Annotated in this window: 20 protein-coding genes; 9 read left to right on the top strand and 11 right to left on the bottom strand. The window is 70.4% G+C overall.

The genetic code is table 11. The features are described 5' to 3' along the window. Positions 1–70: 70 nt before the first annotated feature. Entirely contained in the window at positions 71–1,105 is a 1,035-nt protein-coding gene (locus tag AW270_RS25365) for a Gfo/Idh/MocA family protein (protein WP_061298253.1), read from the top strand. On the opposite strand, the gene AW270_RS25360 is transcribed toward AW270_RS25365, so the two are convergent. Both AW270_RS25360 and AW270_RS25355 read right to left on the bottom strand, forming a co-directional pair. Continuing rightward, the gene (locus AW270_RS25360) at positions 1,047–2,000 is read right to left on the bottom strand and encodes a CPBP family intramembrane glutamic endopeptidase (RefSeq protein ID WP_082801835.1); all 954 of its coding nucleotides are present in this window, start codon (positions 1,998–2,000) and stop codon (positions 1,047–1,049) included. The genes AW270_RS25365 and AW270_RS25360 overlap by 59 nt on opposite strands. 26 nt (positions 2,001–2,026) lie before the next feature. Continuing rightward, complete coding sequence (locus AW270_RS25355; RefSeq protein ID WP_061298417.1) at positions 2,027–2,590, bottom strand: DUF3887 domain-containing protein; 564 nt, start codon at positions 2,588–2,590, stop codon at positions 2,027–2,029. 138 nt (positions 2,591–2,728) lie between these two features. On the opposite strand from AW270_RS25355, the gene AW270_RS25350 reads away from it, so the two are divergent. Beyond that, positions 2,729–5,854 (top strand): DUF7824 domain-containing protein, encoded by a 3,126-nt coding sequence (locus AW270_RS25350; RefSeq protein ID WP_157522598.1) that lies wholly within the window; start codon positions 2,729–2,731, stop codon positions 5,852–5,854. Here the strand turns inward: AW270_RS25350 and AW270_RS25345 are convergent. Beyond that, complete coding sequence (locus AW270_RS25345; RefSeq protein WP_061298246.1) at positions 5,802–6,179, bottom strand: serine hydrolase domain-containing protein; 378 nt, start codon at positions 6,177–6,179, stop codon at positions 5,802–5,804. The two genes, AW270_RS25350 and AW270_RS25345, sit on opposite strands and share 53 nt — an antisense overlap. A gap of 169 nt (positions 6,180–6,348) precedes the next feature. Here AW270_RS25345 and AW270_RS25340 point away from each other — a divergent pair, with 169 nt between their 5' ends. From AW270_RS25340 to AW270_RS25330, 3 genes are all read left to right on the top strand, one after another. Continuing rightward, complete coding sequence (locus tag AW270_RS25340) at positions 6,349–7,731, top strand: Ig-like domain-containing protein (RefSeq protein WP_061298243.1); 1,383 nt, start codon at positions 6,349–6,351, stop codon at positions 7,729–7,731. Between the two features lie 148 nt (positions 7,732–7,879). Next, a complete protein-coding gene (locus tag AW270_RS25335; protein ID WP_157522595.1) occupies positions 7,880–9,196 on the top strand; it encodes a DNRLRE domain-containing protein in 1,317 nt (438 codons plus the stop codon). Positions 9,197–9,264: 68 nt separating this feature from the next. Next, complete coding sequence (locus tag AW270_RS25330) at positions 9,265–10,017, top strand: DNRLRE domain-containing protein (RefSeq protein WP_061298237.1); 753 nt, start codon at positions 9,265–9,267, stop codon at positions 10,015–10,017. A gap of 89 nt (positions 10,018–10,106) precedes the next feature. On the opposite strand, the gene AW270_RS25325 is transcribed toward AW270_RS25330, so the two are convergent. The 4 genes from AW270_RS25325 to AW270_RS25310 are packed head-to-tail and all read right to left on the bottom strand — an operon-like array spanning position 10,107 to position 14,131. Beyond that, positions 10,107–10,991, bottom strand: a complete 885-nt coding sequence (locus tag AW270_RS25325; protein ID WP_061298234.1) for a ketopantoate reductase family protein — start codon at positions 10,989–10,991, stop codon at positions 10,107–10,109. Then, positions 10,988–11,602, bottom strand: coding sequence for a TetR/AcrR family transcriptional regulator (locus AW270_RS39705; RefSeq protein WP_082801826.1), 615 nt, complete (start codon positions 11,600–11,602; stop codon positions 10,988–10,990). Before AW270_RS39705 ends, AW270_RS25325 begins: the two co-directional genes overlap by 4 nt. A 54-nt stretch (positions 11,603–11,656) precedes the next feature. Then, positions 11,657–13,645, bottom strand: a complete 1,989-nt coding sequence (locus AW270_RS25315; protein WP_157522590.1) for a WD40 repeat domain-containing protein — start codon at positions 13,643–13,645, stop codon at positions 11,657–11,659. 33 nt (positions 13,646–13,678) lie between these two features. Beyond that, positions 13,679–14,131 carry an anthrone oxygenase family protein gene (locus tag AW270_RS25310; RefSeq protein ID WP_061298222.1) on the bottom strand — a complete coding sequence of 151 codons (453 nt, stop codon included), beginning with the start codon at positions 14,129–14,131 and terminating at the stop codon, positions 13,679–13,681. A gap of 87 nt (positions 14,132–14,218) precedes the next feature. Between AW270_RS25310 and AW270_RS25305 the strand changes: the two genes are divergently transcribed. Further along, positions 14,219–14,791, top strand: a complete 573-nt coding sequence (locus AW270_RS25305) for a TetR/AcrR family transcriptional regulator (RefSeq protein WP_061298218.1) — start codon at positions 14,219–14,221, stop codon at positions 14,789–14,791. 71 nt (positions 14,792–14,862) lie between these two features. Here AW270_RS25305 and AW270_RS25300 read toward each other — a convergent pair whose 3' ends face one another. Further along, positions 14,863–15,279 (bottom strand): hypothetical protein, encoded by a 417-nt coding sequence (locus AW270_RS25300; RefSeq protein ID WP_061298214.1) that lies wholly within the window; start codon positions 15,277–15,279, stop codon positions 14,863–14,865. Positions 15,280–15,623: 344 nt separating this feature from the next. Here AW270_RS25300 and AW270_RS25295 point away from each other — a divergent pair, with 344 nt between their 5' ends. The 3 genes from AW270_RS25295 (at position 15,624) to AW270_RS25285 (ending at position 17,720) form a co-directional block, all read left to right on the top strand. Further along, positions 15,624–16,256, top strand: a complete 633-nt coding sequence (locus tag AW270_RS25295) for a dihydrofolate reductase family protein (RefSeq protein WP_061298209.1) — start codon at positions 15,624–15,626, stop codon at positions 16,254–16,256. 246 nt (positions 16,257–16,502) lie between these two features. After that, entirely contained in the window at positions 16,503–17,276 is a 774-nt protein-coding gene (locus tag AW270_RS25290; RefSeq protein WP_061298205.1) for a hypothetical protein, read from the top strand. 66 nt (positions 17,277–17,342) lie between these two features. Next, on the top strand, positions 17,343–17,720 hold the full coding sequence (locus tag AW270_RS25285) for a hypothetical protein (RefSeq protein ID WP_157522587.1): 378 nt from the start codon (positions 17,343–17,345) through the stop codon (positions 17,718–17,720). Positions 17,721–17,780: 60 nt separating this feature from the next. Here the strand turns inward: AW270_RS25285 and AW270_RS25280 are convergent, their stop codons facing one another. The 3 genes from AW270_RS25280 to AW270_RS25265 all read right to left on the bottom strand — a co-directional run bounded on the left by AW270_RS25280 (position 17,781) and on the right by AW270_RS25265 (position 22,240). Then, positions 17,781–19,466, bottom strand: coding sequence for a lamin tail domain-containing protein (locus AW270_RS25280; protein WP_061298196.1), 1,686 nt, complete (start codon positions 19,464–19,466; stop codon positions 17,781–17,783). Positions 19,467–20,311: 845 nt separating this feature from the next. Further along, positions 20,312–20,887 (bottom strand): hypothetical protein, encoded by a 576-nt coding sequence (locus tag AW270_RS25275; RefSeq protein ID WP_157522584.1) that lies wholly within the window; start codon positions 20,885–20,887, stop codon positions 20,312–20,314. A 390-nt stretch (positions 20,888–21,277) separates the two neighbouring features. Then, complete coding sequence (locus AW270_RS25265; RefSeq protein WP_082801825.1) at positions 21,278–22,240, bottom strand: 5'-nucleotidase C-terminal domain-containing protein; 963 nt, start codon at positions 22,238–22,240, stop codon at positions 21,278–21,280. Between the last annotated feature and the right edge of the window lie 376 nt (positions 22,241–22,616).

The raw sequence follows: 22,616 nt of genomic DNA, 5'->3' as shown, positions 1-22,616 counted from the left end.
GTTTGCGGTGATGCTACCTTTCGATCCACGGCGTGCCCTTTGCCGCCTGGAACCGCGTCCGGAGGACCAGATGATCGGTGTCGGCCTGCTCGGTGCAGGGTTTATCAGCGAGTGCTATGCCGACGCACTCGACGACGTGAAGGGTGCGGAGCTCGTCGCGCACTACTCCCGATCCCCCGAGCGGGCCGCCGCTTTCGCCGCCCGGCCCGGACGCAACACGAGACCACACGAGACCATGCAGGCGCTCTGCGAGGACCCGGCCGTGGACCTCGTCGTCGTCGCGCTGCCGAACGAGGTGCATCTGGAGGCGGTGCGCCACGTGGCCGCCGCTGGCAAGGGCGTCGTGTGCACCAAGCCGCTCGCGCGGACCGGCCCGGAGGCCGAGGAGATCCTCAAGGTGGTGACCGAGGCCGGCATCTGGCACGGCTACGCCGAGAGCTCGGTCTTCTCGCCCAACATCGCCAAGGCCCACGAGATCGTCGAGGCGGGCGGCATCGGCGACGTGCTCTGGATGCGCGCCCGCGAGGGCCACTCAGGCCCGCACGCCCCCCACTTCTGGGACGCCGAGACGGCGGGCGGCGGCGCGCTGCTGGACATGGGCTGCCACACGGTCGAGTCGGCCCGGCACTTCTTCGGCAAGGACAACCCGGTCGTCGAGGTCTTCGCGTGGGGCGCGACGCTGGCCCACCAGGACAAGACCACCGGTGAGGACACCGCCATCGCGCTGCTGAAGTTCGCCGGTGGCCAGGTCGCCTCGATCGAGTCGTCGTGGGTGGAGAAGGGCGGCATGCAGCTGCGCCACGAGTTCGTCGGCAGCGCCGGCCGCCTGGTCACCGACACCGCCTCGACGCCCGTGTGGGGCTTCATCACCCAGCCCGTCGGCTACCTGGTGGAGAAGGCCGACGCGGACACCGGCTGGGTCTACCCGGTGCCGGAGGAGACCAGGGCCTACGGCTTCTCCCAGCAGATGCGGCACTTCGTCGACTGCTTCGCGGCGGGCGAGACGCCGCTGGAGACCTTCGACGACGGCGTGGTCGTCAACCGGATCATCGACGCGTGCTACCGGTCGATGAAGACGGGCCGCTGGGAGCCGGTTCAGCACTGATCCCGAGAGCTCGCGGGGCGAACTGTCCCTTGGCGAGCAGGATCACGACGAGGGCGAGCGGCACGATCCAGCCGCTCCAGCCGAGGATCGTCGCCTGCGTGGTGTCGACCTGCTCTCCGGCCCTGGCGAAGAGCAGGTAGGTGCCGCCCGCCGCGTTGAAGGCGGCATGCGCCAGGGCGGCGGGCCACACCGAGCCCGATCGGAGCCGCAGCCAGCCGAAGACCGCGCCGACCAGGACGCACATGCCGACCATCGCGGTCAGGCCGAGCCAGCCCGGCGCGTCCGGGTAGTTGTAGCCGAGCAGGACGAGCGGCGCGTGCCAGAGGCCCCAGATCACGCCCGAGATCAGGAGGGCGGGGAGCGTGCCGAGCGGCATCAGTTTCGGCAGCAGCCACCCCCGCCACCCGAGTTCCTCGCCCAGCGCCGGGATGAGGTTGATGAACGCCGCCAAGGGGAGCACGGCGAGCTGGATGACGACGAGCGCGCCGATCGGGATCGGGATCTCGGCCGCTCCCGCCTGCTCGGCGAGGACCTGCCGGAATGCGGAGAAGTTCACGAAATCGGCCGGGTAGACCCCCAGCAGCGCGCCGATCGGCAGCGCAACCAGGACGAGCGCGATGGACACGACGATCCCCAGCACCGCGTAGCCGATCAGGCTCCTGACCGGTCGCAGCGGCCACAGCCCGAGCGTCAGCGTCTTGTGCCGTGGCCGCTCGACGAGGAACACGACGACGAGGGCGGCGATCGCCGGGGTCGCCATCATGGCGGCGGCCACGAGGGTGAACCATCGGCTGGCGAGTCCGTCGCCCCACCAGAGCGGGAGCGCGACGAGCCAGGCCAGCGCGACCGCCAGGGCGGTGAACACGCCCACGGCGCGCACGTCGCGGCTGGTCATGCGGGATCCGCCCGGCGTTTCGACGGTCATGGCGCCTGCCTTTCGAGGATGTGCAGACCGGCGATGGTGCGGTCGTCGCGGAACACGATCCGGGCCGTGTAGTCGCCCGCCTCCAGCGCGAGCGGCGTGTTCGTGATCGTCACGTCGCCCGCCCGGGTGACCTCAGGCTCGCCGAGCCCCTCGAAAGCCCCCGACAGGCCGACGATCTGCGCCCACGCCGCCGCGAGCGCGTCCTCCGACAGGCCGTCGCGCATGCTCGGATCGAACTGCTCGGTGACCCGCGTCCATCGCCCGGACGCGAGGTCCTGGATCACCGAGGCGGCCAGTTCGGCCGCGCCGGGCAGGGGAGTGGTGTTCATGGGTTCTCCTGTTCGCGGGTCGATCGGCTTGCCGTAGCGCTGGAACGCCGCCTGCCGGGTCACGCCGAGCGCGTCGCCGATGACCTGCCACGTCGCGCCGTTCTGGCGCGCCTGCTGCACGACGGCACGCACGACGTCGTCGGCGGCGGCCTGCATGCTCACGGCGCGCCCTATCGAGTCGGCCCAGTCGTCGCTCCTCGTCAGGACACGTGAAGCGAGGATCGCCTCCAGGCGCGCTTTCAGGACCTCCAGGGCCTCTGTCAATTTTTCTTGCACTCGTAAACTATAGCTTTACAAAGAGGCTGTGTGTCAAGAAAGCTTGCGCGCTGTGGAGAGCGTTTGTCGGTGGGGAGATCTACAGTCCCGGCCATGACTTCAGCGACGCAGGCCGTGGAGATCTCCCAGCTGATCACCGACAAGTCGGTCACCCGGCTGGCCGACCGGCTCGTCACCCTCACCGAGGAGGAGCGCGCCGAACTGGGCGGGCACCTGCCCGGCATCGTCAAGGAACTGCGCGCCCGGCGGGGCCTCGACTCCTGGGACCTCGGCCTGCTGCTCGACGACCTGGCCGGGACGCTGCTGCTGGCCGGGATCGGCGTCATCACCGGCCCGGCCGCCGCCGTGACCTGGATGACCAGCCGCGACGTCAACCGCCGCTGGGCCGAGCTCGACATCGCGACGGTCTGCCGGGTGGCGGCCACCCGGCCGCCGCAGTGGCGGCGCGACGTCGCGGTCCGGCTGGCCCAGCGGATCCGGCGGCCCGCCGACCGCCTCGCGCCGCTGGCCGTGGCGCTGCTCCGCGAGTCCGGCGCGACGCCGCCGGACCACGACCCCCTGGTGGCGGCCTGGCTGACCGCGCCCGGCGTCGAGGGCGATCCGCTGCTCCCGGTTCTGCTGCCGCGCGTCTTCGACGCCGACGGCGCGGGCCGCGCCCTGCGGGAGGAGAGGCTGGAGCCCGAGCCGACCCGGTGGCTGGCCGCCGCGGTTCGCGAGCTGCCCAGGGAGAAGGCGCTCGACGGGTGCGTGAGCCGGTTCCTGCGCGGTGGAGACGCGCAGGACCTGCGGTTCTTCGTCCGGCTGCACACGCTGCTCGACCCCACGCCCGCCGAGTCGGCGCCCCGCGTGCGCGACTACCTGCGGTTGCTGCCGTCGGCCCCGGGACCGGTCGCCGAACTCGCCGCCGCGCAGATACGCAGGGCGCTGCCGCTCGACCACGCCGACCTGGTCGAGGCGGTGGAGGCGCTGACCTTCCGCGCCGAGGCGAAGCTCGCCGCTCTGGGTCTGCGCTGGACGGACCAGACGATCCGGGCTGCCCCGGAGCGCGCGGAGGACTTCGTCACCGCACTGACCACGGCGTACGCGCACGCGTCCTTCGACGTGCGCAACCGCGCGGCCGAGCTGACCCTGAAGCACGCCGGTCCGTTCGCGGATCACGCCGAGGCGTTCCTGGCGGCGATTCCCGAACTGCCCGCCGAGCTCGGCTCCGCGCTGGCGACGCGGTTCGGCGGGCCGGTCCCGGTCGAGGAAGCGCCGGAGCGCAAGGAGTTCCCGCCGCTCCCGGAACCGCCGCAGGCCGAGCCGTTCCCCGAGTCGTCGATCGTCCCCTCCGGCCTCGACGAGGGGGTCCATCTGGAGCACTGGCTGGCCGCCTTCGTCGCCGGGATCCACGCCGACCCAGCCGAACTGCGCCGCCGGCTCACGCCCTACGTCGAGCAGCAGTCCCGCTACTGGCAGGACGGCGAGCGGCGCACCACTCCCAGCGCGTGGCAGACGGCGCTGGCCGCCGAACTGGTCTCGCCGGGCAGCGTGCCGAGGGTGCCGCCGCTCGGGCCGGAGCGGTTCTGGGAGGGCGAGAGCTACTCGACGCAGGTGGTCGCCGTGACCCGTGGCGCGGCGATCGCGCTGCCGCAACGGGTGCACCGGGGGATCACCTTCAGCTACGGACGCGCACGGCCGGGCCACTACCTGGACGACGACGCCCCCGAGCGGTCCATCTTCATCACCTGGACCAGCGACGACGGCCCGTCCACGGCCGAGGCCCGCGAGAACGGCGAGAAGATCCCCTACGCGAACGGCTGGGTCTCCCTCAACGGAGAACCCGTCGAAGAACCGGTCGTCGATGTCGCCGAACCGCCGTGGATCCATGACGATCACGACGAGGAGAAGGCCGCCGCCGCCGGGGACGCGATGCCCGACTTCGTCATGGACGGCGTCTACGGCCGCATGGCGGAGCTCGGCGTCCATCCCGGCCGGATCGAGGCGATGCGCGCGGGTGGCCCGGTGCCTCCGCCGGGCGACGACGAGCCGTGTGCGGCCGTGACGGTGATCTACTTCCCGGCCCGGCGGCGCTCCTTCCAGCCCGACCCGCTCCCCGAGGCCGAGGAGTGGCGGCGGCAGCACCTGCTACCCCACCCGAACGCGCTCTCCCCGCTCCACGACTTCCTGCTGCACCGATACGCCGAGATCCTCGACGCCCTCCGCGCCGGCAGCCTGCCGCCCGTGCTGCTGGCGACCCCGACCTGGCTGCGCGGCCACCTCGACCCCGCCGTGCTGGTCGACCGCCTGGAGCGCTGTGCCGCCGCGGGCCGCGAGCCGCTGGAGGCCGACCTGGCCCAGGCGCTGCTCCGGCTCCCGAGGGGCAGCCACCCGGTCGAAGCCGCACGTGCCGCCGCGATCGACTCGGCCGCCGCGCGCCAGGTCGCCACCTGGCTGACCGGGGAGGGCCTGCCCGACCCGGAGTGCGGCGTCACCTGGCCGCACACGGCCGAAGGGGGTGGCGGCCGGCTGACGCCGGTGCTCCAGGCCGCGCCCACCGGGGTCCGGCTCATCGACGAAGTGGCGCTGCGGCAGCCGTTCGACTGGACCGACGAGGAGAAGGGCGGGGCGATGGGCGCCTGGCCCGCCATGGTGCCGTCCCATCGGGAGGTCGTGGCGGTCAACTTCCTGCCCTTCACGTTGCGCAGCTACTGGTCCACGAACGTGGGCCAGAACGAGGTCTCCCGGATGGCCGCCGCCGACGGCCCGCTGGGCGAGGCGACGGCGACGATCGTCGCCTATCTGCTCGGCGCGGCGCCGTCCGAGACGATTCCGCTGGTCCTGCGCATGGCCGCGCGGGGCGACCTGCCCGCCGAGACGGTGGGCCGGCAGCTCGCCCGCCTGATCCGCAGCACCTGGCTGGAGACCCGGCCCGTCATCAGGGCCCTGACCGATCTGGCCGAGGCGGGCGGCCACCACGAGGTGTGGCGCATGTTGAGCGCCATGCTGCCCGAGCTGCTCGGCGAAGGCCGGCGCATCACCGCCCCCCAGACCGAGCTGGTCGCCTTCGCCACCGATGTGGCCCGGTGGACGGGTGCACGCGGGGAGATCCCGGTCGTCGCCGAGTTCGCCAGGAGCCGCCGCACGATCCGCTTCGTCCACGAGTGCGGGCGCCTGCACGCCCAGCTCACCGGATCCGGCGCGCCGGAGGGCAGAAGTGGGCGGTCAGGGCCTGGTTGAGGGCCTGGTCGGTGCGGGCGTCGTCGGGGGAGTGCAGGGCATTGGCCGCGACGGTGAGGCTGCGCCGGTCGTCGTGGAAGCTGTAGGTGACGTAGCCGGGAATGTGACCCTTGTGACCCCAGATCTGGGGGCCGCACGGCAGCGTCAGTCTCATCAGACCGAGTCCGGAGCCGAACCCGTCCACCCGTACCGTGACCGCCTCGCCGGGTCTCCCCGTCGGGGGCGGCCACTGGCCGTCGATGGCCAGCGCGGGCACGGCCGTGCCGGCGATCAGCGCACCGGTCGCGATCAGTGCGGAAACTCCTCGGACGACGGGGACGGGCATGCGGCACCTCTTCACTATCGGTAACGGTCCATCACCTTAGGCAGCCGGAGGTGATGGCGAGATCGTCAAGGCGTAACGGCATGATCAACTGGTTGTGTCACCTTGCGCGATGTCGCGAACGCGAGAAGTAACGTTCCCGTCGAGTTGATCTACGAGAACGGAGCTCGTCTTGAAGTCAGCACGCCGCACGTCCGCCCTCGCCGCCGCGCTGCTCACCCTGGCGACCGCGTCGGCGGTCTCGGGCACCGCCTCGGCCGCCCCCGACCTGCGGACCAAAGCGGCTCAGTGTGTACGGCAGGGCCAGGCGAACTACCCGGTGAACTACTACTGGAAGAACGTCATCGGGATGCAGCTCGGCACCGGCAACGTGGCCGTGGACACCACGCCCGCGCTGTGGGGCGGCCAGATCGCGCCCGGTTCGACCTTCACCCTCCGCCTGGGCCATCGCACCAACAAGTGGCCGCTGCTCGTGACCACGTACACCACGCGCTGGGACATCTCCTCGCTGCTCGCCAGCGCCGACGTCATCGGCCAGTCGGGCACGGGCACCATCAGCGGCACCACCCTGACCATCACGTCGGGCGCCAAGAGCGACCCCGCGGCGAAGGTCCTCACCTTCCGCGTCAAGCCCGGCACGGCCGGCCGGAGCATGAGCATCCGCCCGAGCGGCATCAGCAGCGTCATCGCCTTCCCGGGCCAGCTCGGCAACAACACCCAGGCCCCGCCGATCCAGATCGTCAACGGCGCGGCCATCTCGCCGACGACGGCCGTCAATGACACCGCCACCACTCCGCAGGACACGGCCGTCACCATCCCGGTGCTGGCCAACGACATCGGCGCGGGCGCGACGATCACCGCCGTCGGGAAGCCCGCCTACGGCACCGCGACGGTCTCCGGCAACGGCGTCCTCTACACGCCGCCGACCGGCCTGAGCGGCACCGACACCTTCACCTACACGATCGACACGCCGTGCGGCACCAGCACCGCGGTCGTCACCGTCGTGGTCACCTGTGTCACCAACCCGATCGGGTTGGCCAACAGCAGCTTCGAGTCCCCGGCCGTCACCTCGGCCCGCTGGGACATCCCCGACGCGTCCACCAACCCGGCCGCCGGCTGGCGCACCACCGCCTCCGACGGGTTCCTGGAGATCTGGCGCAGCGGCTACCAGGGCGTGCCCGCGGCCGACGGCCAGCAGTTCGCCGAGCTCAACGCCACCCAGCCGTCGACCCTCTACCAGGACGTGCCGACCGTGCCGGGCACCGTCATGAGCTGGTCGATCTGGCACCGCGGCCGCGCGGGCACCGACGTCATGCAGGTGCTCATCGGCGCTCCCGGCGCGACTGTGGCGCAGACCCCGACCGGGGCCACCTCGCCGAACATCGCGACCGACAACACCGCCTGGCGGCAGTACACCGGCACGTACACGGTCCCGGCCGGCCAGACCACGACGCGGTTCTCCTTCCAGGCCGTCTCGTCGGCGGGCGGGGGCGCGTTCGGCAACTTCCTCGACGGCGTCGTCTTCCAGACGCCGCCCTGCCGTCCCATGAAGTAGCGGTTCTCACCGATGGCCCGGGAAACTTCTCCCGGGCCATCGGCCATTTCTGACAAGTGACGGAAAATGTCGATATTTCGTCCAGTAAGGAATTTTGTTAGTTTCCTTGCGCGATGCCATTGATCATCTCCGCATCCCAAGGAGCCTGATGAGGGCACTACCCGTGCTGGTCACCGTCGTGCTGGCGACCGGCCTAGCCGTCGCCCCCGCCGCGGCGGCCGACGACCCCACCGAGATCACCCTGCACCTGACCCCCGTCGCCGACGTCGCCGTCGCGGGCAGCAACTGGAGCGAGGAACACCCGGCCTCGCCCGGCAGCGGGTCCCTGGGGGTCGGCGACTTCCCCGACTCCACCCGGGGCCACGCCTATCTGAAGTTCGACACGGCGTCGCTGCCGCCCGGTGAGATCCTCTCGGCGTCGTTACGCGTCACCGCCTCGGCCGCGCCGGGGTGCGATCCCGACGGCGGGAACGTCCTGGAGGTCCGCCGGGTCACCGAGGCCTGGGACCCGGACTTCCTGTGGTGGGGCAACACGCCCGGGTCGACCCCCGACGGCGCCCAGGTCACCGGCCAGCCGTGCGCGATCTATCCCAACCACATGACCTGGCCGGTCACCGACCTCGTCCAGGAGTGGCGGGACGGCGCGGCCGACCACGGCCTGGTCCTCCAGCCCGCCGACGAGATCACCGGCGACGGCTACTGGATCCTCGCGTCCAGCGAGAACGAGGAGATCGACAGGCCGGTGCTCACGATCACCATGGACGCCTACTCCGCGCCCGCTCTGGTGAAGACCGGCGTCCAGCCCTCGATCCAGAAGGGGCTCAGCACCATCGTGAGATCGGCGCGGCCCTCCTTCAGCGGTTACGTGTCCGACCCGGTCGGCGGCGCCCTCGCGGCGGAGTTCCAGCTTGAGCACGACCCCGCCGCCCCAGCGCAGGGGACGGGCCTGATCTGGACGGGAACGGTGGCCTCGCCCGTGCCGGGGACACCGCCGGCGCAGGTGCGTGTCCCGGCGGGGCTGCTCCAGGACGGTCATCAGATCCGGTGGCGGGGCCGCGCCCACAACCTCGACCACGGAACGGTTTCCGGCTGGTCCGACTGGAAGTACGGGGTCGTGACCGTCCCCCGACCGGAGATCAGCTCGACGGAGGTCGTCCCGTCTCTCCCCGGCGGGGTGACGACGAGCCTCACCCCGGAACTGCGCGCCGTGGTCTTCCAGCCGGACGGCGGGGTCTGGAAGGTGACGTTCCAGGTCGAACACGATCCGGACGTCCCGGAACAGGGCACCGGGCCGATCTGGACCGGCATCCCCGGTGTGCGCGCCACCCCGGAGGAGCTGAGTGCCGTCGTGCCCGCCGGGCTGCTCCAGGACGGCTACCAGGTCCGGTGGCGGGTCCGGGCGACGTCGGGGTCGCCGCTGGAAGTGACTTCCGACTGGCAGAAATTAACCATTGATGTGGAATGACGACGGCATTTGTCGGTCCTCGCCAATTCGGTGTCAGAACGCACTGTCATCCGCTTTCAAGGAGCTTGATGAAGGCGCAATCCCTGCTGCTCACCGTGGCGACGGTGGCCGGGCTCACCGTCGTCCCGGCCGCCCCGGCGCACGCCTACACCGCCGAGGTCACCCGGATCTACCGGCCCATCGCCAATGTCGGCGTGACCTCCGCCCACACCGCGGCATATCCGGCGTCGCCGTACCGCGATGTGCTCTCCGTCGGTTCCCTCCCCGACGACACCGAAGGCGCGGCCTATCTGAAGTTCGACATCTCGACACTGCCGCCCGGGGTGATCACCTCGGCCACTCTGCGGGTCTCCCACACGGTCACGCCCGACTGCGGCGGCTACGGCGAGGGGGAGAGCGTCGAGGTGGCCCGGGTGACCGGACCGTGGTCCGGCGCTCCTCTCCACTGGGGCAACCGCCCCGGCCTGGCCGCCGAGAACGCGCAGACCGTCGCCTCCCCCTGCGGGGTGCCGGCCGGCGGGGCGACGGTGACGACGAGCCTGACCCCCGAACTGCGCGTCACCGCCGTCCACCCCTACGACCACTGGATCTACGTGGGGTTCGAGGTCGAGCACGATCCGTCCGCGCCGGAGCAGGGAACGGGGCCGATCTGGAGTGGCTATGACGAGATGGACGTCCCCTCAGGTGAGCAGGGCAGGGTGACGGTGCCCGAGGGGGTGCTGCACGACGGCTGGAAGATTCGCTGGCGGGCCAAGGCGGAGCAGCAGGGCCTCGTGTCGGAGTGGACCGACTGGCAGGAGGTCACCGTCGACGTGGAATAGCGCGACATCTCGGGCGGCGGGTCGTGCTGGGGGCGAGGACCGTGTGAGGCCGACCTCGTCGGCGGGTCGGCCGGCAGGTCCCAGCGGCTTCACTGCTCCGGCGCCCTCACGAGAGAGCAGACCCGCAACTGTTCGGCCAGCCGCTCGAGTTCGGCCCCCTCGGCGGGCGAGGTGTTGCTGAGCCCGCTGTGGACGGCCGTCGGACTCCGCAGGAAACGCCGCAACACCCCCACGAGCAGCCCTTCCGGCAGCGTCCGCAGCGCGTCGAAGCCGCGCGGGACCGGCGGCGTCGGGAGGGCGGCCAGGTTCCGCCGCATCTGGTGAAGCATGCCCCGGACCGCGTCCCTGTCGTCGGCCAGCGCCACCGGGCCGCCCGCCGCCCGCACCGTCTGCCCGAGGGGGACCGCGAACGCGGCGTGGGTTCTGAGCCGGGCGTCCATTTGCGGCTTGGCCTTGGCGTTGATCCCGGCAGTTCGGAACGTCTTCACGATGCGTTCCAGCCGGGGGGTGACGCGGCTGTCGGGTTCGCCGATCGGCATCGCGACCCGGCGGGTGAGGGCGTCGGCCGCGCGGTGGCGGACGACGTCGCCGTCCATGGTGCCGCCGACCGTGGGGAAGCCGAGCAGGACCCGCTCGTGGCCGATCACCTCGCCCAGCGGTCGCGCCCCGGCCGCCCAGTTGTGCAGGAACAGCACGTCACCGTCGACATCGGCGAGCGAGGTCAGCACCGAGTCGACCTGATGGGTGCGGACCAGGACGGTGATCAGGTCGTATCCGTCGGCCGGGTGGTCGACCACCGGCACCGGGATCCGCCTGACGGTCGGGCTGCCGACTTCGGCGAGCCGCACGCCGTGGCGGCGCAGGGACGCCAGGCGCTCGCCTCTGGCCAGGAGGGAGACGTCGTGCCCGGCCTCGTGCAGCTGGACGGCGTACACGCTGCCGACGACCCCGGCGCCGTACACGAGAATCCTCATGACGACCTTCCGTCGCGGGGATGGCCGGTGAAGGTGAGCGCCGGCCGGATGACGGTCCGGAACAGCTCCCGCCGGGACGCGGCGTCATCCTCCTGGCCGCTGAGCAGGGGAGAGAAGGCGAGGTCGGCGAGGATCACGTGGGCCAGCCGCCGGAACAGCGGCGCGTCGCGCACGATCTCGCCGCGGTCGGCCGCGGCTTCGAAGATCCCGGCCAGCGCGTCCACGCCGGGCGTGATGATCTCCTTGCGCAGCGCGGCGCCGAAGGCGGGGTCGGCCGCCGCCGCGTGCAGCAGCATGAGTCCCATGCGCAGGTCGCGGTTCGGCATGCCGTCGGTACGCGCCATCTCGGCGAACACCTCGTCGAGCGAGGCCGCCCCGGCGTGGTCGGGCAGGGCCGGACGGTGCTGGGTGAGCGCGGCCATGACCAGGTCGGCCTTGCTCCCTGCCCAATGGCGGTAGAGGGTCGCCTTGCTCGTCCGGGCCCGGGACGCCACGGCGTCGAAGGTGAGCCGTTCGTAGCCGACGTCCAGCAGCAGCTCGCGGACGGCGTCGAACAGTTCGGCGAGCCGCTCGGGCTTCATGCGGGAACGGGGCGGTGGGTCCGTCGACATACCGGAACTGTACGATACCGTTTCGTACAGTTCCAAACCGGATCACGCTCAGGTTCACTCCATGCGCCAGTAGCGGACCGCGCCGAGGTCGTCGCCGGTGAGGACGACGGGGGAGTCGTCCGCCCGCCCCACCGCCACCGCGTGCACGAAGCCGGTGAGGATCTCCGTCTCGAAGCCGGACTGCCGGCCGGAGGCCGGGTTCCACCGTCGCACCGTGCCGTCCCAGCCGCCGGACAGGGCGACGAGTTTTCCGTCCACCAGCCCGGTTGCCATCGCCAGCGCGCCCCCACTGACGTCGTACGCGGGAGCTCGCTCCGCGCCGGTCGCCAGATCCCAGAACCGGACCTGGTCGTGGGCGCCGGAGACGGCGACCGGCTTGCCGTCGACCTCACCCAGCGCCACCGTCCGCACGGTGTTGCGGTGGCCCTTGAGCGGCCCGCCGCGCGGCTTCCCGGTGGTCAGGTCCCAGATCCGGAGGGCGCGGTCGTCCCCGCCGGAGACCGCGACCGGCGTTCCGTCCACCTCGCCGACCGCCACCGCCCGCACGCTGCCGGAGTGGCCCGCCATCGCCGGGAAACGCTGGACGCCGGTCGTCAGGTCCCACACCCGCAGCACGTCGTCGTACCCGGCCGACACGACGACGGGCTCTCCGCCGACCCGGCCGAACGCGACCGCCGCTATCGAGTCACCCTCCGAGAGGGCTTGAAGTTGCTCCCCGGTCCTCAGGTCCCAGACGCGCAGGACGCCGTCGTACCCGCCGGAGACGACGACGGGCGCGCCCCCCACTTCGCCGTACGCGAGCGCGTACACATCGCCTTGGTGACCCAGCAGCGCCGGGCCCCGCTGCCCGCCGGTCGCGAGATCCCACACCCGCACCGCGTCGTCGTCCCCGGCCGAGATGCCGACCTGGACGCCGTCGACCTCGCCGAACGCCACCGCGTGCGCACCACCCCGATGCCCTGCCATGGCCGGGCCTCGCGGCTCACCGGTGGTGAGGTCCCAGACCTTCACGGTTCCGTCGCTGAGCCCCGTGACCGCGACGTCGATCCCCCCGATCCGTCCGTGAGCCAGCGCCAGAACCGATCCGTCCGCCCGAGGATCGGCCGCCGGCAGCTTCCTGCCGGTGTGCAGGCTCCACATGCGCGGCGGAGTGCCGTAACCGCCGGACAGCGCGACCGGAACACCTTTCACGACCCCGAACGCGACCGCTCGAACGTCCCCGGTTTTTCCCCGCAGCCGCTTGTGCACCGCGCCCGTCCGCAGATTCCAGACCCGCACGGCCCTGCTCTGGCCGACGACGGCGACGGGGACCCCCTTCACCTCGCCGAAGGCCACCGACAGGACGGCGCGGCAGGAACAGGTGCTGTAGGAGCCCAGCGCGGTCCCGCGCTGCACGCCGGTGGTCAGGTCCCAGACCTTGACGATGCCGTCCCGCCCGCCGGACAGTGCGACCGGGACCCCGTCCACCTGCCCGAACGCCACGGCGTCCACGGGTTCGTCGTGCCCGGTCAGCGGAGATCCGTGCGGGCGGCCCGTGACCAGGTTCCAGACTCTGACGGTGCCGTCACCCGCACCGGCGATCGCGACCGGTGTGCCCTCCACCTCACCGAAGGCGACCGCGGTGAGGCTCTCGGCCCGGCCGTCGATGACGGGACGGAACTCCTTCCGCGCGGCCAGATCCCAGACCCGCAAGGTGCCGTCGTCGCCACCGGAGACGGCGACCGGCGTGCCGTTCACCCGGCCGACGTCCACCGAACTCACCTGGCCGGCATGACCGGCGAAGGAAGGGCCGCGCTGCCGGCCGGTGACCGGGTCCCACACGCGGACGGTCCCGTCGCCGCCGCCGGTGACCGCAACCGGGGCATCGTCGATCCGGCCGAACGCGACTGCGGTGACATCACCGCCATGACCAGGGAAGACAGGCCCGATCTGCTCGGCGAGGGAACGCTGGCCCGTCGTGTACACCAGGACGAGGAGCCCGGCCACGGCCACGAGGGCGACGACCAGAAGCCCACCGAACCAGCGCATTAATTTCTTGATCACGTTCCAATGTGGCACATCATCGGCCTGCGCGCGTCAGAGTGTCACCGCCGCGACCGCGACCAGCACGAAGGCCGCGACGATGATCGCGACGCGGACGTGGTGGAGCCGGTCCCAGCGCCGGTGCTGCTCCCGCCAGTCGTCCGGGTGGTCGTCGGCGGTCCACGTCTTCGACCGGTTGTTGATCGGCACCAGCAGGGTGACGGACATGACGACGCTGAGGGCCAGCAGCCCGGCGGCGACGAGGGACGTCGTGGCGGTCGTCGTACCCCAGGAGACCGCGGCGAGGGCGGCGGTGAGGAGCAGCGAGCCGATGTACCAGAACGGCATCGCGCGCCCCAGCATGCGCCCGCCGTCGGCTCGGGCCGCCAGTGACGCGCCCGCCGGGAGACGCAGCACGATCGGGTTGACGACGAAGGCCACCGCGCACTCGACCCCGACCATGAGGCCGACGACGGTGGTGGCGATGACGGCGAGTCCGGATGTCATGAGAGATCCCCTTCAGATCTAGCGACGCTAGAAAAGCTAGCAGTGCTAACATAGATCGAGGGTTCACGCACCGCAAGGGGAGGCTCGATGGCAGAGCAGGCGTCACGTCAGCAGCGCACCGACGAACGGCGCCGGCGCATCCTCGACGCCGCTCGCGAGCGCGCCGACGCCGACGGCTGGGCCGCGGTGACGACCAGGCACCTCGCCGACACCATCGGCTACACCCAGCCCGTGCTCTACAGCCACTTCCCCGGAGGCAAGGCGAAGATCATGCTCGCGGTCGCACTTGAGGGCTTCGTCGAACTGACGCGGCTGTGCCGGGCCGCGCTCGGGCGCAAGCGGGGGAGGCGCGCGATCGAGGCCGTCGCCGTCGCGTACCTCGACTTCGCCAACGAGCATCCGGCGGTCTACGAGGCCATGTTCCAGCTGCCGATCGAGGCGAGGTTCGCCCACGAAGACACCGACGCCGACCTGCGCGCGGGGTTCGCGGTGCTGGCGGAGACGATCGGCGACGACGGCGACGGCACGGCGACCGAGCTCTTCTGGGGGGCCCTGCACGGCATCAGCCTGCTGGAGCGCGCCGGGCGCATGCGCCCGGAACACCGCGCCCGCCGCGTGACCGAACTCGCCGCCCGTTTCGCGGCGCCCCCGTCCCGATAGCCGTCGGTCGCCCTGGACGGCAGAAGGCCTCCCGCGCCGGCAGGAGACCTTCTCTGACGACCGGGGTGCGGCTAGAGCCGCTTCTCGTGCCAGGTGTAGTAGATGTAGGTGCTGCCGGGTCCGGTCATCGTGCCGTAGACCTGCCAGAAGCTGCTCGGCGCGAGCGAGTAGCGGAAGACCTTGTCGCCGGGCCGGTCGTCCACGAAGGTGCTCTGGGTGCCGTTGTTCCAGATCCGCACCTCGATCGTGAACGTCGAGGTGTCCGGGATGTCGAGGCAGATCTCGAAGTCGTACGTCATCGCGGCGCCGATGTTGTAACTGCGCCCATCGATGGCTCCCCGCTGCATGTTGGTGGGGATGTAGCTGGTGTACGCCCGCGTGTACCCGCCGGCGGAGCAGTCGACCGGGGAGGTGGCCGCGGACGCGGGATTGATGCCGGTGAGCATGGCGCCGAGGACGCCGATGAGTACGAAGATGGTGCGCTTCATGCCTCTCCTCATCCGTGCAGGGGGCCTCCGACTAATTAGTTGAAGACTGAACTGATTCTGATGAGGTCGCCGTAGCCCGACAAGGCGGGGCAGGATTCTCCGCAGATCGGGGTCAAGCGGGGCCCGTTGAGCTGCGCCGATGAATCCGCCCTGCTTCCGCCGGCTGAAACTAGCTTGAAAGGCACATGTCGGAAGGGTCTCAGGGGGCGAGGGCGGCCGAGCGACCCGGCAGTCGGGTCATCGGCTTGCTGCGACCGCATTCGGGAACATGTCCTGGCCGCTCACTCCGTGAGATCCTCGAACGAATGCTCGACTAATCGGACCGGCGTACCGAGGAGAACCTCATGGGCACCATCCACATCGACCTGTTCGCCACGCTCGACCTCGTCGCCCAAGCGCCGGGTAACCCCGACGAGGACCCCGAAGGCTTCGACTTCGGCGGCTGGCAAGCGCCCCTCTTCGACGACACGGTCGGCCGGCAGGTCGGCGCCGGGATGGAGGGCATGGACGCCCTGCTCCTGGGCCGCCGCACCTACGACATCTTCGCCGCCTTCTGGCCCAGCCAGACCGAGGGAGTGGACGGCGGCATCGCCGCCCTCTTCAACGGCATCCCCAAGTACGTCGCCTCCCGCGGCACCCCCGATCTCACCTGGTCAGGCTCGACGCAGTTAGGCCCTGGCCTGGTGGCGGGCGTACAGGACCTGAGAAAGAGCCACCAGAACATCCACGTCATCGGCAGCCTCAACCTGGTGCAGACGCTGCTGCGGGAGCGCCTGTTCGACCGGCTGAACCTGTGGATCTACCCGATCGTCCTGGGCCAGGGCAAGAAGGTGTTCGACGGCGGTGCGGTGCCCGCCAGTCTCGCCCTCCTCGAACCTCCCGTCGCCTCGCGCAACGGCGCGGTGCTGCTCCGTTACGGGCTGACCGAGGGAACTCCGTCCGGCGGGGACATGCGCAGCTCCGACCGAGGGGCCTGAAGCCGCGGACCGGAACCCCGGCTGCCGACTTCCACGACGCTGCGGCACTTCATTATTTCATCGGCTGAATTGGCAGCCAATGGCAATTGCTTGGCGTGGAAAGGCAATGACGAAATAGCCCCGTGCTTGAAAGTATGTGGATCCGGGGGTTTCCGACCGGCACAGACAGGGGGCTGACCTGTGCTTTCGCGGGCTATTCAGTGCTGCCTTTTTTCGTTTTTGCTGTCGCTGGCTGCATGCGCCACGGTGGAGTCGGAGCCGTCGCTCGACCCTGGTCTGCGCGCCGACGCGCGGCCGTTGGTCCTGCCTCTCGACGCCTACGACTTGTCGCCGCAGGACCAGGCCGTGGTGGCGCGGGCCCGCACTGAGCTGTTCCGGCGGTGCATGGCCCGGTTCGGGTTCACCGTGCCCGTACGGGACGCGGCGCCCACGATCCCGCTCAATCATGAGCGTTACCTGCTCGAGGACGAGCAGGCCGCCCAGACCCGCGGCTACCACCCACCCCCGGAGCCTTTCGGCCCGCCGATCACCCAGAGCGCCGGTTACACCGCCGCCGCCGACGGCCGGGGACGCGCCGCAGGTGACGGCGTCCCGCCGGGTGGCTGCGAGGGCGAGGCGCTGGCCGGACTCGCTCCCTCCGAGGAGGCCCGCACGGCGATGCGGCGGGTCACGGACCTGAAGGGGCTGAGCTGGGAACAGTCCGTGCGCGACAGCCGGGTCGCCGCCGCCTTCGCGGAGTGGTCGTCGTGCATGGCCGCTCTCGGCCACACCTATCCGAATCCGCGTGCGGCCAACAACGACGCCGCCTTCCGGACCGACGCCCCCACGCCACGCGAGATCACCGTCGCCGTCTCCGACGTGCGGTGCAAGCGCCAGACCCACGTCGTCCAGGTCTGGGCCACCGTCGAGGCCGCCTACCAGCGACGGGCGGTCTCCGAGAACCGCGCCGAACTGGACGAGGCGAGGAACACGATCGCGGCCCTGGTCTCCGCCGCCAGGACGGTCGTCCCGGCGAAATGACCCCATAGTCACCGGATCGGGGCTCTCCCGGCTCGGTTTCCGCTCGAAGGAAGGCATCGAACCGACATGAAGCGTCTCACTCGTTCACTGGCGGCCGTGGCCCTCGTGGCCGGCACGGCCGTCGTGGTGAACGTCACCCCGGCGCAGGCCGCGGGCTGCACCGACGCCGTCTGCGTGTACAAGCACGCGTCCGGCGACGTCGTCGCCGGCTTCACCACCGCCGACAACAACTTCTCCAACAACACCTACACGGACGGCTCCAGCGTCAACGACAGCATCACGCGGGTCAGCGTGCACCAGAGCCGCAACGCGGCGATGTTCTACACCGACTCCTACTGGCGCGGCCACGCGCGCCGGTTCGAGAACCTGGGCCACAGCCGTATCGAGAGCGCGCAGCCCTACAACGACCAGTACAGCTCCTTCCGCTACGTCGTCCTCGACTAGCGTCCCGCGTAGCGGGGGAGCATCCGGCCGGGTGGCGCCGCCCGGCCGGATGCCGGCCGGTCAGTACACCGTTCCGCCGGCGCGCCGGCCGGGCGAGCTGGACAGCGAGCTGATGGTGTCGTGCTTGACCCACGCGCCGGTCGCCGAGCCGTCAGGGCTTCGGTTGATCGACACCCCGTCGGAGCTCGCCTGGCTCGACGAGTAGGTCATCGACGTGACCGTCGTGCCCGACGAGTCCCGCAGGATCACCTGGTCACCGCTGTTGGACAGGTTGAGGTCACCCGTGCCGGCGGCCACCGCCACGATGCCGCCGGGGATCGCGGAGCCTCCGCCGAACACGGTGATCGCCTTGCCGGGCTGCAGCGTCGTACCGGCCGCGAACGTGTGCCGCACCGCCGACGCGTCGCGGACGGTCCACCCGGCGATGCTGATCGCCGTGCCACCGGTGTTCACGATCTCGACGGCCTCACCGGCGGTGCCGCTGCCTGGCTCGTTGGCGAGCACCTCGTTGATCATGACGTTGGCGGGCCCGCCGCCGCCGGTGGTGACGGTGACATTCCTGGTCGTGGTGTGGGTGGCCCCGCCGTTGTCCGTCACCGTCAGCGAGACCGGGTAGGTTCCGGCCGACGCGTAGGTCACGGCCGGGTTCGCGGCCGTCGAGGTCTGGCCGTTGCCGAAGTTCCAGCCGCGGCTCACCACGGTGCCGTCGGAGTCGGTGCTGCCATCGGTGAAGGCGCAGCTCAGGGCGGTGCACGAGTGCGTGAACGACGCCGTGGGCGGCTGGTTCGAGCCGCCACCGCCGAGGACGAAGTCGTAGCGGGCGAACACCGGGTAGTGGTCGCTGGTCGTCGACGCGTAGTTCGGGATGTAGGCCTGGGGCTGGAAGGCCTTCGCCGAGCCGGCGACGTACTTCGCCTGCACCTCGTTGGTGATGAGCTGGTGGTCGATGAAGTCGGGGTAGCCCGCCGTCGACGACACGCCCGCCAGCGACAGGGCCCGCGTCGGGAACGTGTAGCGCGCCGTGTCGCCCACGAAGTTGGCGTAGGGCGAGGCCTTCCCGGAGGTGATGGAGGTGTCGACGTCGTCGTTCCAGTCACCGACGACGAAGACGTTCTGGGTGGGGTAGGTCGAGTCGAGGTACGACTTCAGCGCCTGCGACGCCGGGTTGCGTAGGTTCCACGCGGCCTGGTCAGATCCGGCTTTCGCGTGGACGACGATGAAGACCAGATCACGGGTGACCCCGTCGAACGTGCCGCGCAACGTGAACTCCACCGGCGGACGTCCGGCGAAGTTGCTGTTCTGCCCGGTCAGGATGACCTTCGCGCCCACCAGAGTCGCCATGCTGGAGCGCCAGACGAGGGCGACCTTCTGCTCGGCGTTGCTGAAGTCCGAGTAGTACTGCGCGCCGTTCACCACGACTGGATCGTTGGCCACGACCCCGGTGTACCCGGGCATACCGGCCACGAGGGTGTTGAACGCCGAGGTGCTGACGATCTCGGACAGGCCCCACACGTCCATGCCGGCGCCCGCCATGACGTCCCGGACGTTCTGCTGCTGAAGCGCCTCGTTGGCCGGGCCGTTGCCGGTCGCGCCGAACCATTCGATGTTCCAGTTGCCGACGTCGAGCTGCGTCGTCGATCCTTGCGACGGAACCGTGGCGGCGTTCGCCGCCGGAGTGGTCGGGAGCATGGCCAGCGCCATGGCGGCGGCCAGGGCCCCCGTGAGCGCGCGGAGCCTGGAATTCATCGGCGAGAGACCTTCCGGGTCGAAGTGCGGGACGGGCCCGCGACCATGCTGACGGCGGGCTCACGGAAGTGTCATCAGACGCACACCGAGCCCGCCGCAAACATGCGGCCTCGTCATGGTGAACATTCGACAGGCGGAGCGATCGGACGTGTGGAACGTCGAATTAATGACAATTCGAACGCCGAAATTCTGTCACTCACGCCCACTACCGGCCGGATGGAGCCGCGAGTCCGGATCTGGTCGGCGATCCGCGCGTTCGGCTGGACCGACATGCCGGGCGGCTACAGCCCTTCGCCCGACTGGCGTTTCGGGGCCGGCGTGGCGGGCCGTCCCCGCAGCGACTGGCCATTGGGCCTGACGTCTGGGCCAGCTGACGCCGCAGGCGAGCCCCACTTCACCACGGTTCTCACCTATGTCGGAGGTGGGGGAGTGGCAAGGGCTGCCCCCGATTCTGATGGGGTCACGTTCTTTTCTGGCCCGCGTAGGCGGCTGGGCTTCCGATAACTCGAATCCGGCAGTATCGCCCCCGGTAAATGGCGCTGCGCCCAATTCTCATGATTCAGGGAATGGCATCGCGCATATCGCCTGATGGCGTCGTGAGCGGCAGGTCTTACTGCCGCTCACCCAACATCAAGTTTGGTCAAGTGCGCGGAGTCGGCGCGACGCTCGACAACCAGACTCGGCCCGCTGGGCACCGAGCTCCCAGCGGCGCTGAGCGGACCGATGTCATGCGCAACTCGGGCAACTGGTAGTCGCCCGCCGGGTCCCCGTCCAGGCTTGGTGACATCCGCTCGGGCGTGCGGCGACAGAAACAGGCCAGCCAACCAGCTGGTGCCACTTTCGAGTCAGTAGGCGCACTGGACGACGACGTCGTCGAGTTCTGCGCGTGCGGCGAACGTGTGGTTGAAGGCCTTTCCCACGGTCAGCCGCAGCACGACGTCGGAGCGCTGCGCGGTCCAGCTCACCGTGTGCAGCTCCCAGGCCGGGTCCACCGTCTGATCCACCGGTACCGTCTTCAGAGCGATGTAGGTCCAGTTGGCCGGGTTGATGACCTCCAGGTTGAAGGTGGCCGCGGCGTTGCGCAGGTCCAGCCAGACGCCCGCGCTGCAGCGGGCGCCGGGGTGGGCGGGCACCGGGGTGAGGACGATGGTCCGGCTGAGCGAGCACCAGCCACCGCTGTTATGAACGCGCAGACCGGCCATTCCGGTGCCCGTACGCGGCGAGGCGACCCCGACGCTCTGGAAGTACGGGGCGTCGCAGTCGCCCTGGTCGGTGAACGCCCACCGGGCGGCCGGGTTCGACACCGGTTCGAAGCCGTCGGAGAGCTGCCAGATGCCCGCGGACGCGGGCCCGGCCGGGACAAGGACCGCTGCGAGGGCGATGACCGCCGCCATCAGCGCGCGTGGGAGTGCTGAACGCATGCCAAGCTCCTTGTCAGGCCTGAGACGACGACACCGTCATTCTGCGGGCCTCGGGGGGATTCGTTCACCCTGGACTTTTCCGCCCCCGCGAGCCAGGGTCGCACCCTGGCACCGACCGGCCCGACCACACTCACGTGCACCGATGCCGTCTGGGGATGTCCCAGCTCAGATGAGAATGGCGAAGCCAAGGAGCTGCCAACTGGACATGCACCATGTTGAGCCACGCCCTGCGGGATGGTGGCCCGGCCGATCCTGACGTGAAGTACGGCATCGAGGCCATGCTCCGTACCGTCTCCCTCGTCCCGGAGGTGCCCGCCCAGGATCGGCTCGGCGATCTCTGGGGCGGCCATGAATGCGCCGGGCGGAATTCCCTCCGCCCGGCGCCATCGTTCAGTTGATGGTGACCCGGTCCCCGGCGGGCGCGCTTATCGGCGAGTTCTTCGCGATGTACGTCGCCAGTGCGCCCCGGTCGTCCGGGCCGCCGCGATAGACGGCGCTCACCCCGGGCCAGCGCGGGAAACCCTCGTAGCCGCCCACCAGCAGGTAGTTGGCCGCGATGGTGAGCACCTGGTCGTCGGCCACCGGTTCGCCGTGGAGCGTGAGCTCGGTGACGGCGCCGCCCTCCAGCGTGTAGCGGAGCGAGGACGACGGGGTGAGCACCCAGCCCCGCGCGTTCGGATGGGCGAGCACGGTCTTCAGCGCGGCGCCGGTGACCTGCCACGCGTCGATCGCGAAACCGCCCGGCTGGGTAGCGTAGATCTCCTCGTAGGTGACCGGGCCGGCGTCGAGGTCGAGGTGGAAGCCATACCTGCTGACCAGGGCGGCGTCCGCGCCGGAACGCGCCGCCGCGTCGAGGTAGGCGTCGGCGACCAGTTCGGCCAGCGGGCCGCCGGATGTAGTCCGGACGACGGGTTCCGCGGTCTCGCCGAACGTCTCGTCGGGAGCGGGCGGGCCGCACTCGAAGTAGTACAGGGCGTTGGAGACGAGACCGTCGGGCTGCCTGACCTCGATCCGGACCGACGTCGGGTCGGGGTTCTCGAAGTCGTAATCCCAGTCGATCGTGGTGAGCAGGGCGGTGAAACGGCCGCTGTGCCATTTGGGGGACAGGACGTCCTGCCAGGTCTCGGTGCCGACGACCCGATATTGGATGAGCTGCTGACCTTTCGGCACCCCTCGGAACGTGCCGTAGACCTCGAAGTTCACCGGACATTTCGACGCGGTCGTACGCTCGAAGGCGAGGGTCAGTTTCTGCACCGCCGCGGGCGTCACATCGGCCCGCGCGGCGGGCGCGAACGCACCGCACACCAGCACCGCGACGGCCGCCAGCCGCCCAGCCTTACTGGGTAATCCCACAGTGTTCCCATCTGTCGATCATGACAAGGACGAGCAGAGACTAACGACGCCGACTGACATTTATTTAAATGTCGGTAATTGACGCCTTTAAAGGAGAATTCTTGGCCGGAGAACGGAACACTCATGACGTCATGATGGGATCCGAGGTCGTGGTCAAGCGATTCAGGCTCTCGGCGGCCGGCCCGAACGGGAATGGCGGGCGCTGACCCTGCCGGCCGAACACGCGCCCGATCTCGCGCCAATCCCGATCAGCGCCGCCCCACCGGCCATCACGATGTCCCCGGCGTCCCGCTCCGTGCCCTGGCAGACGCCGTCACGACGGCCCTTCAGCTCGCATGATGAGGAGGGTTCGGTGACGACGACCGCTCGTCCGCGC

It is taken from the genome of Herbidospora cretacea (genome assembly GCF_001570605.1).
Lineage (GTDB): Bacteria > Actinomycetota > Actinomycetes > Streptosporangiales > Streptosporangiaceae > Herbidospora > Herbidospora cretacea.
Note: the sequence above shows the minus strand (reverse complement) of the source record. Positions and strands in the feature narration are given on the sequence as shown.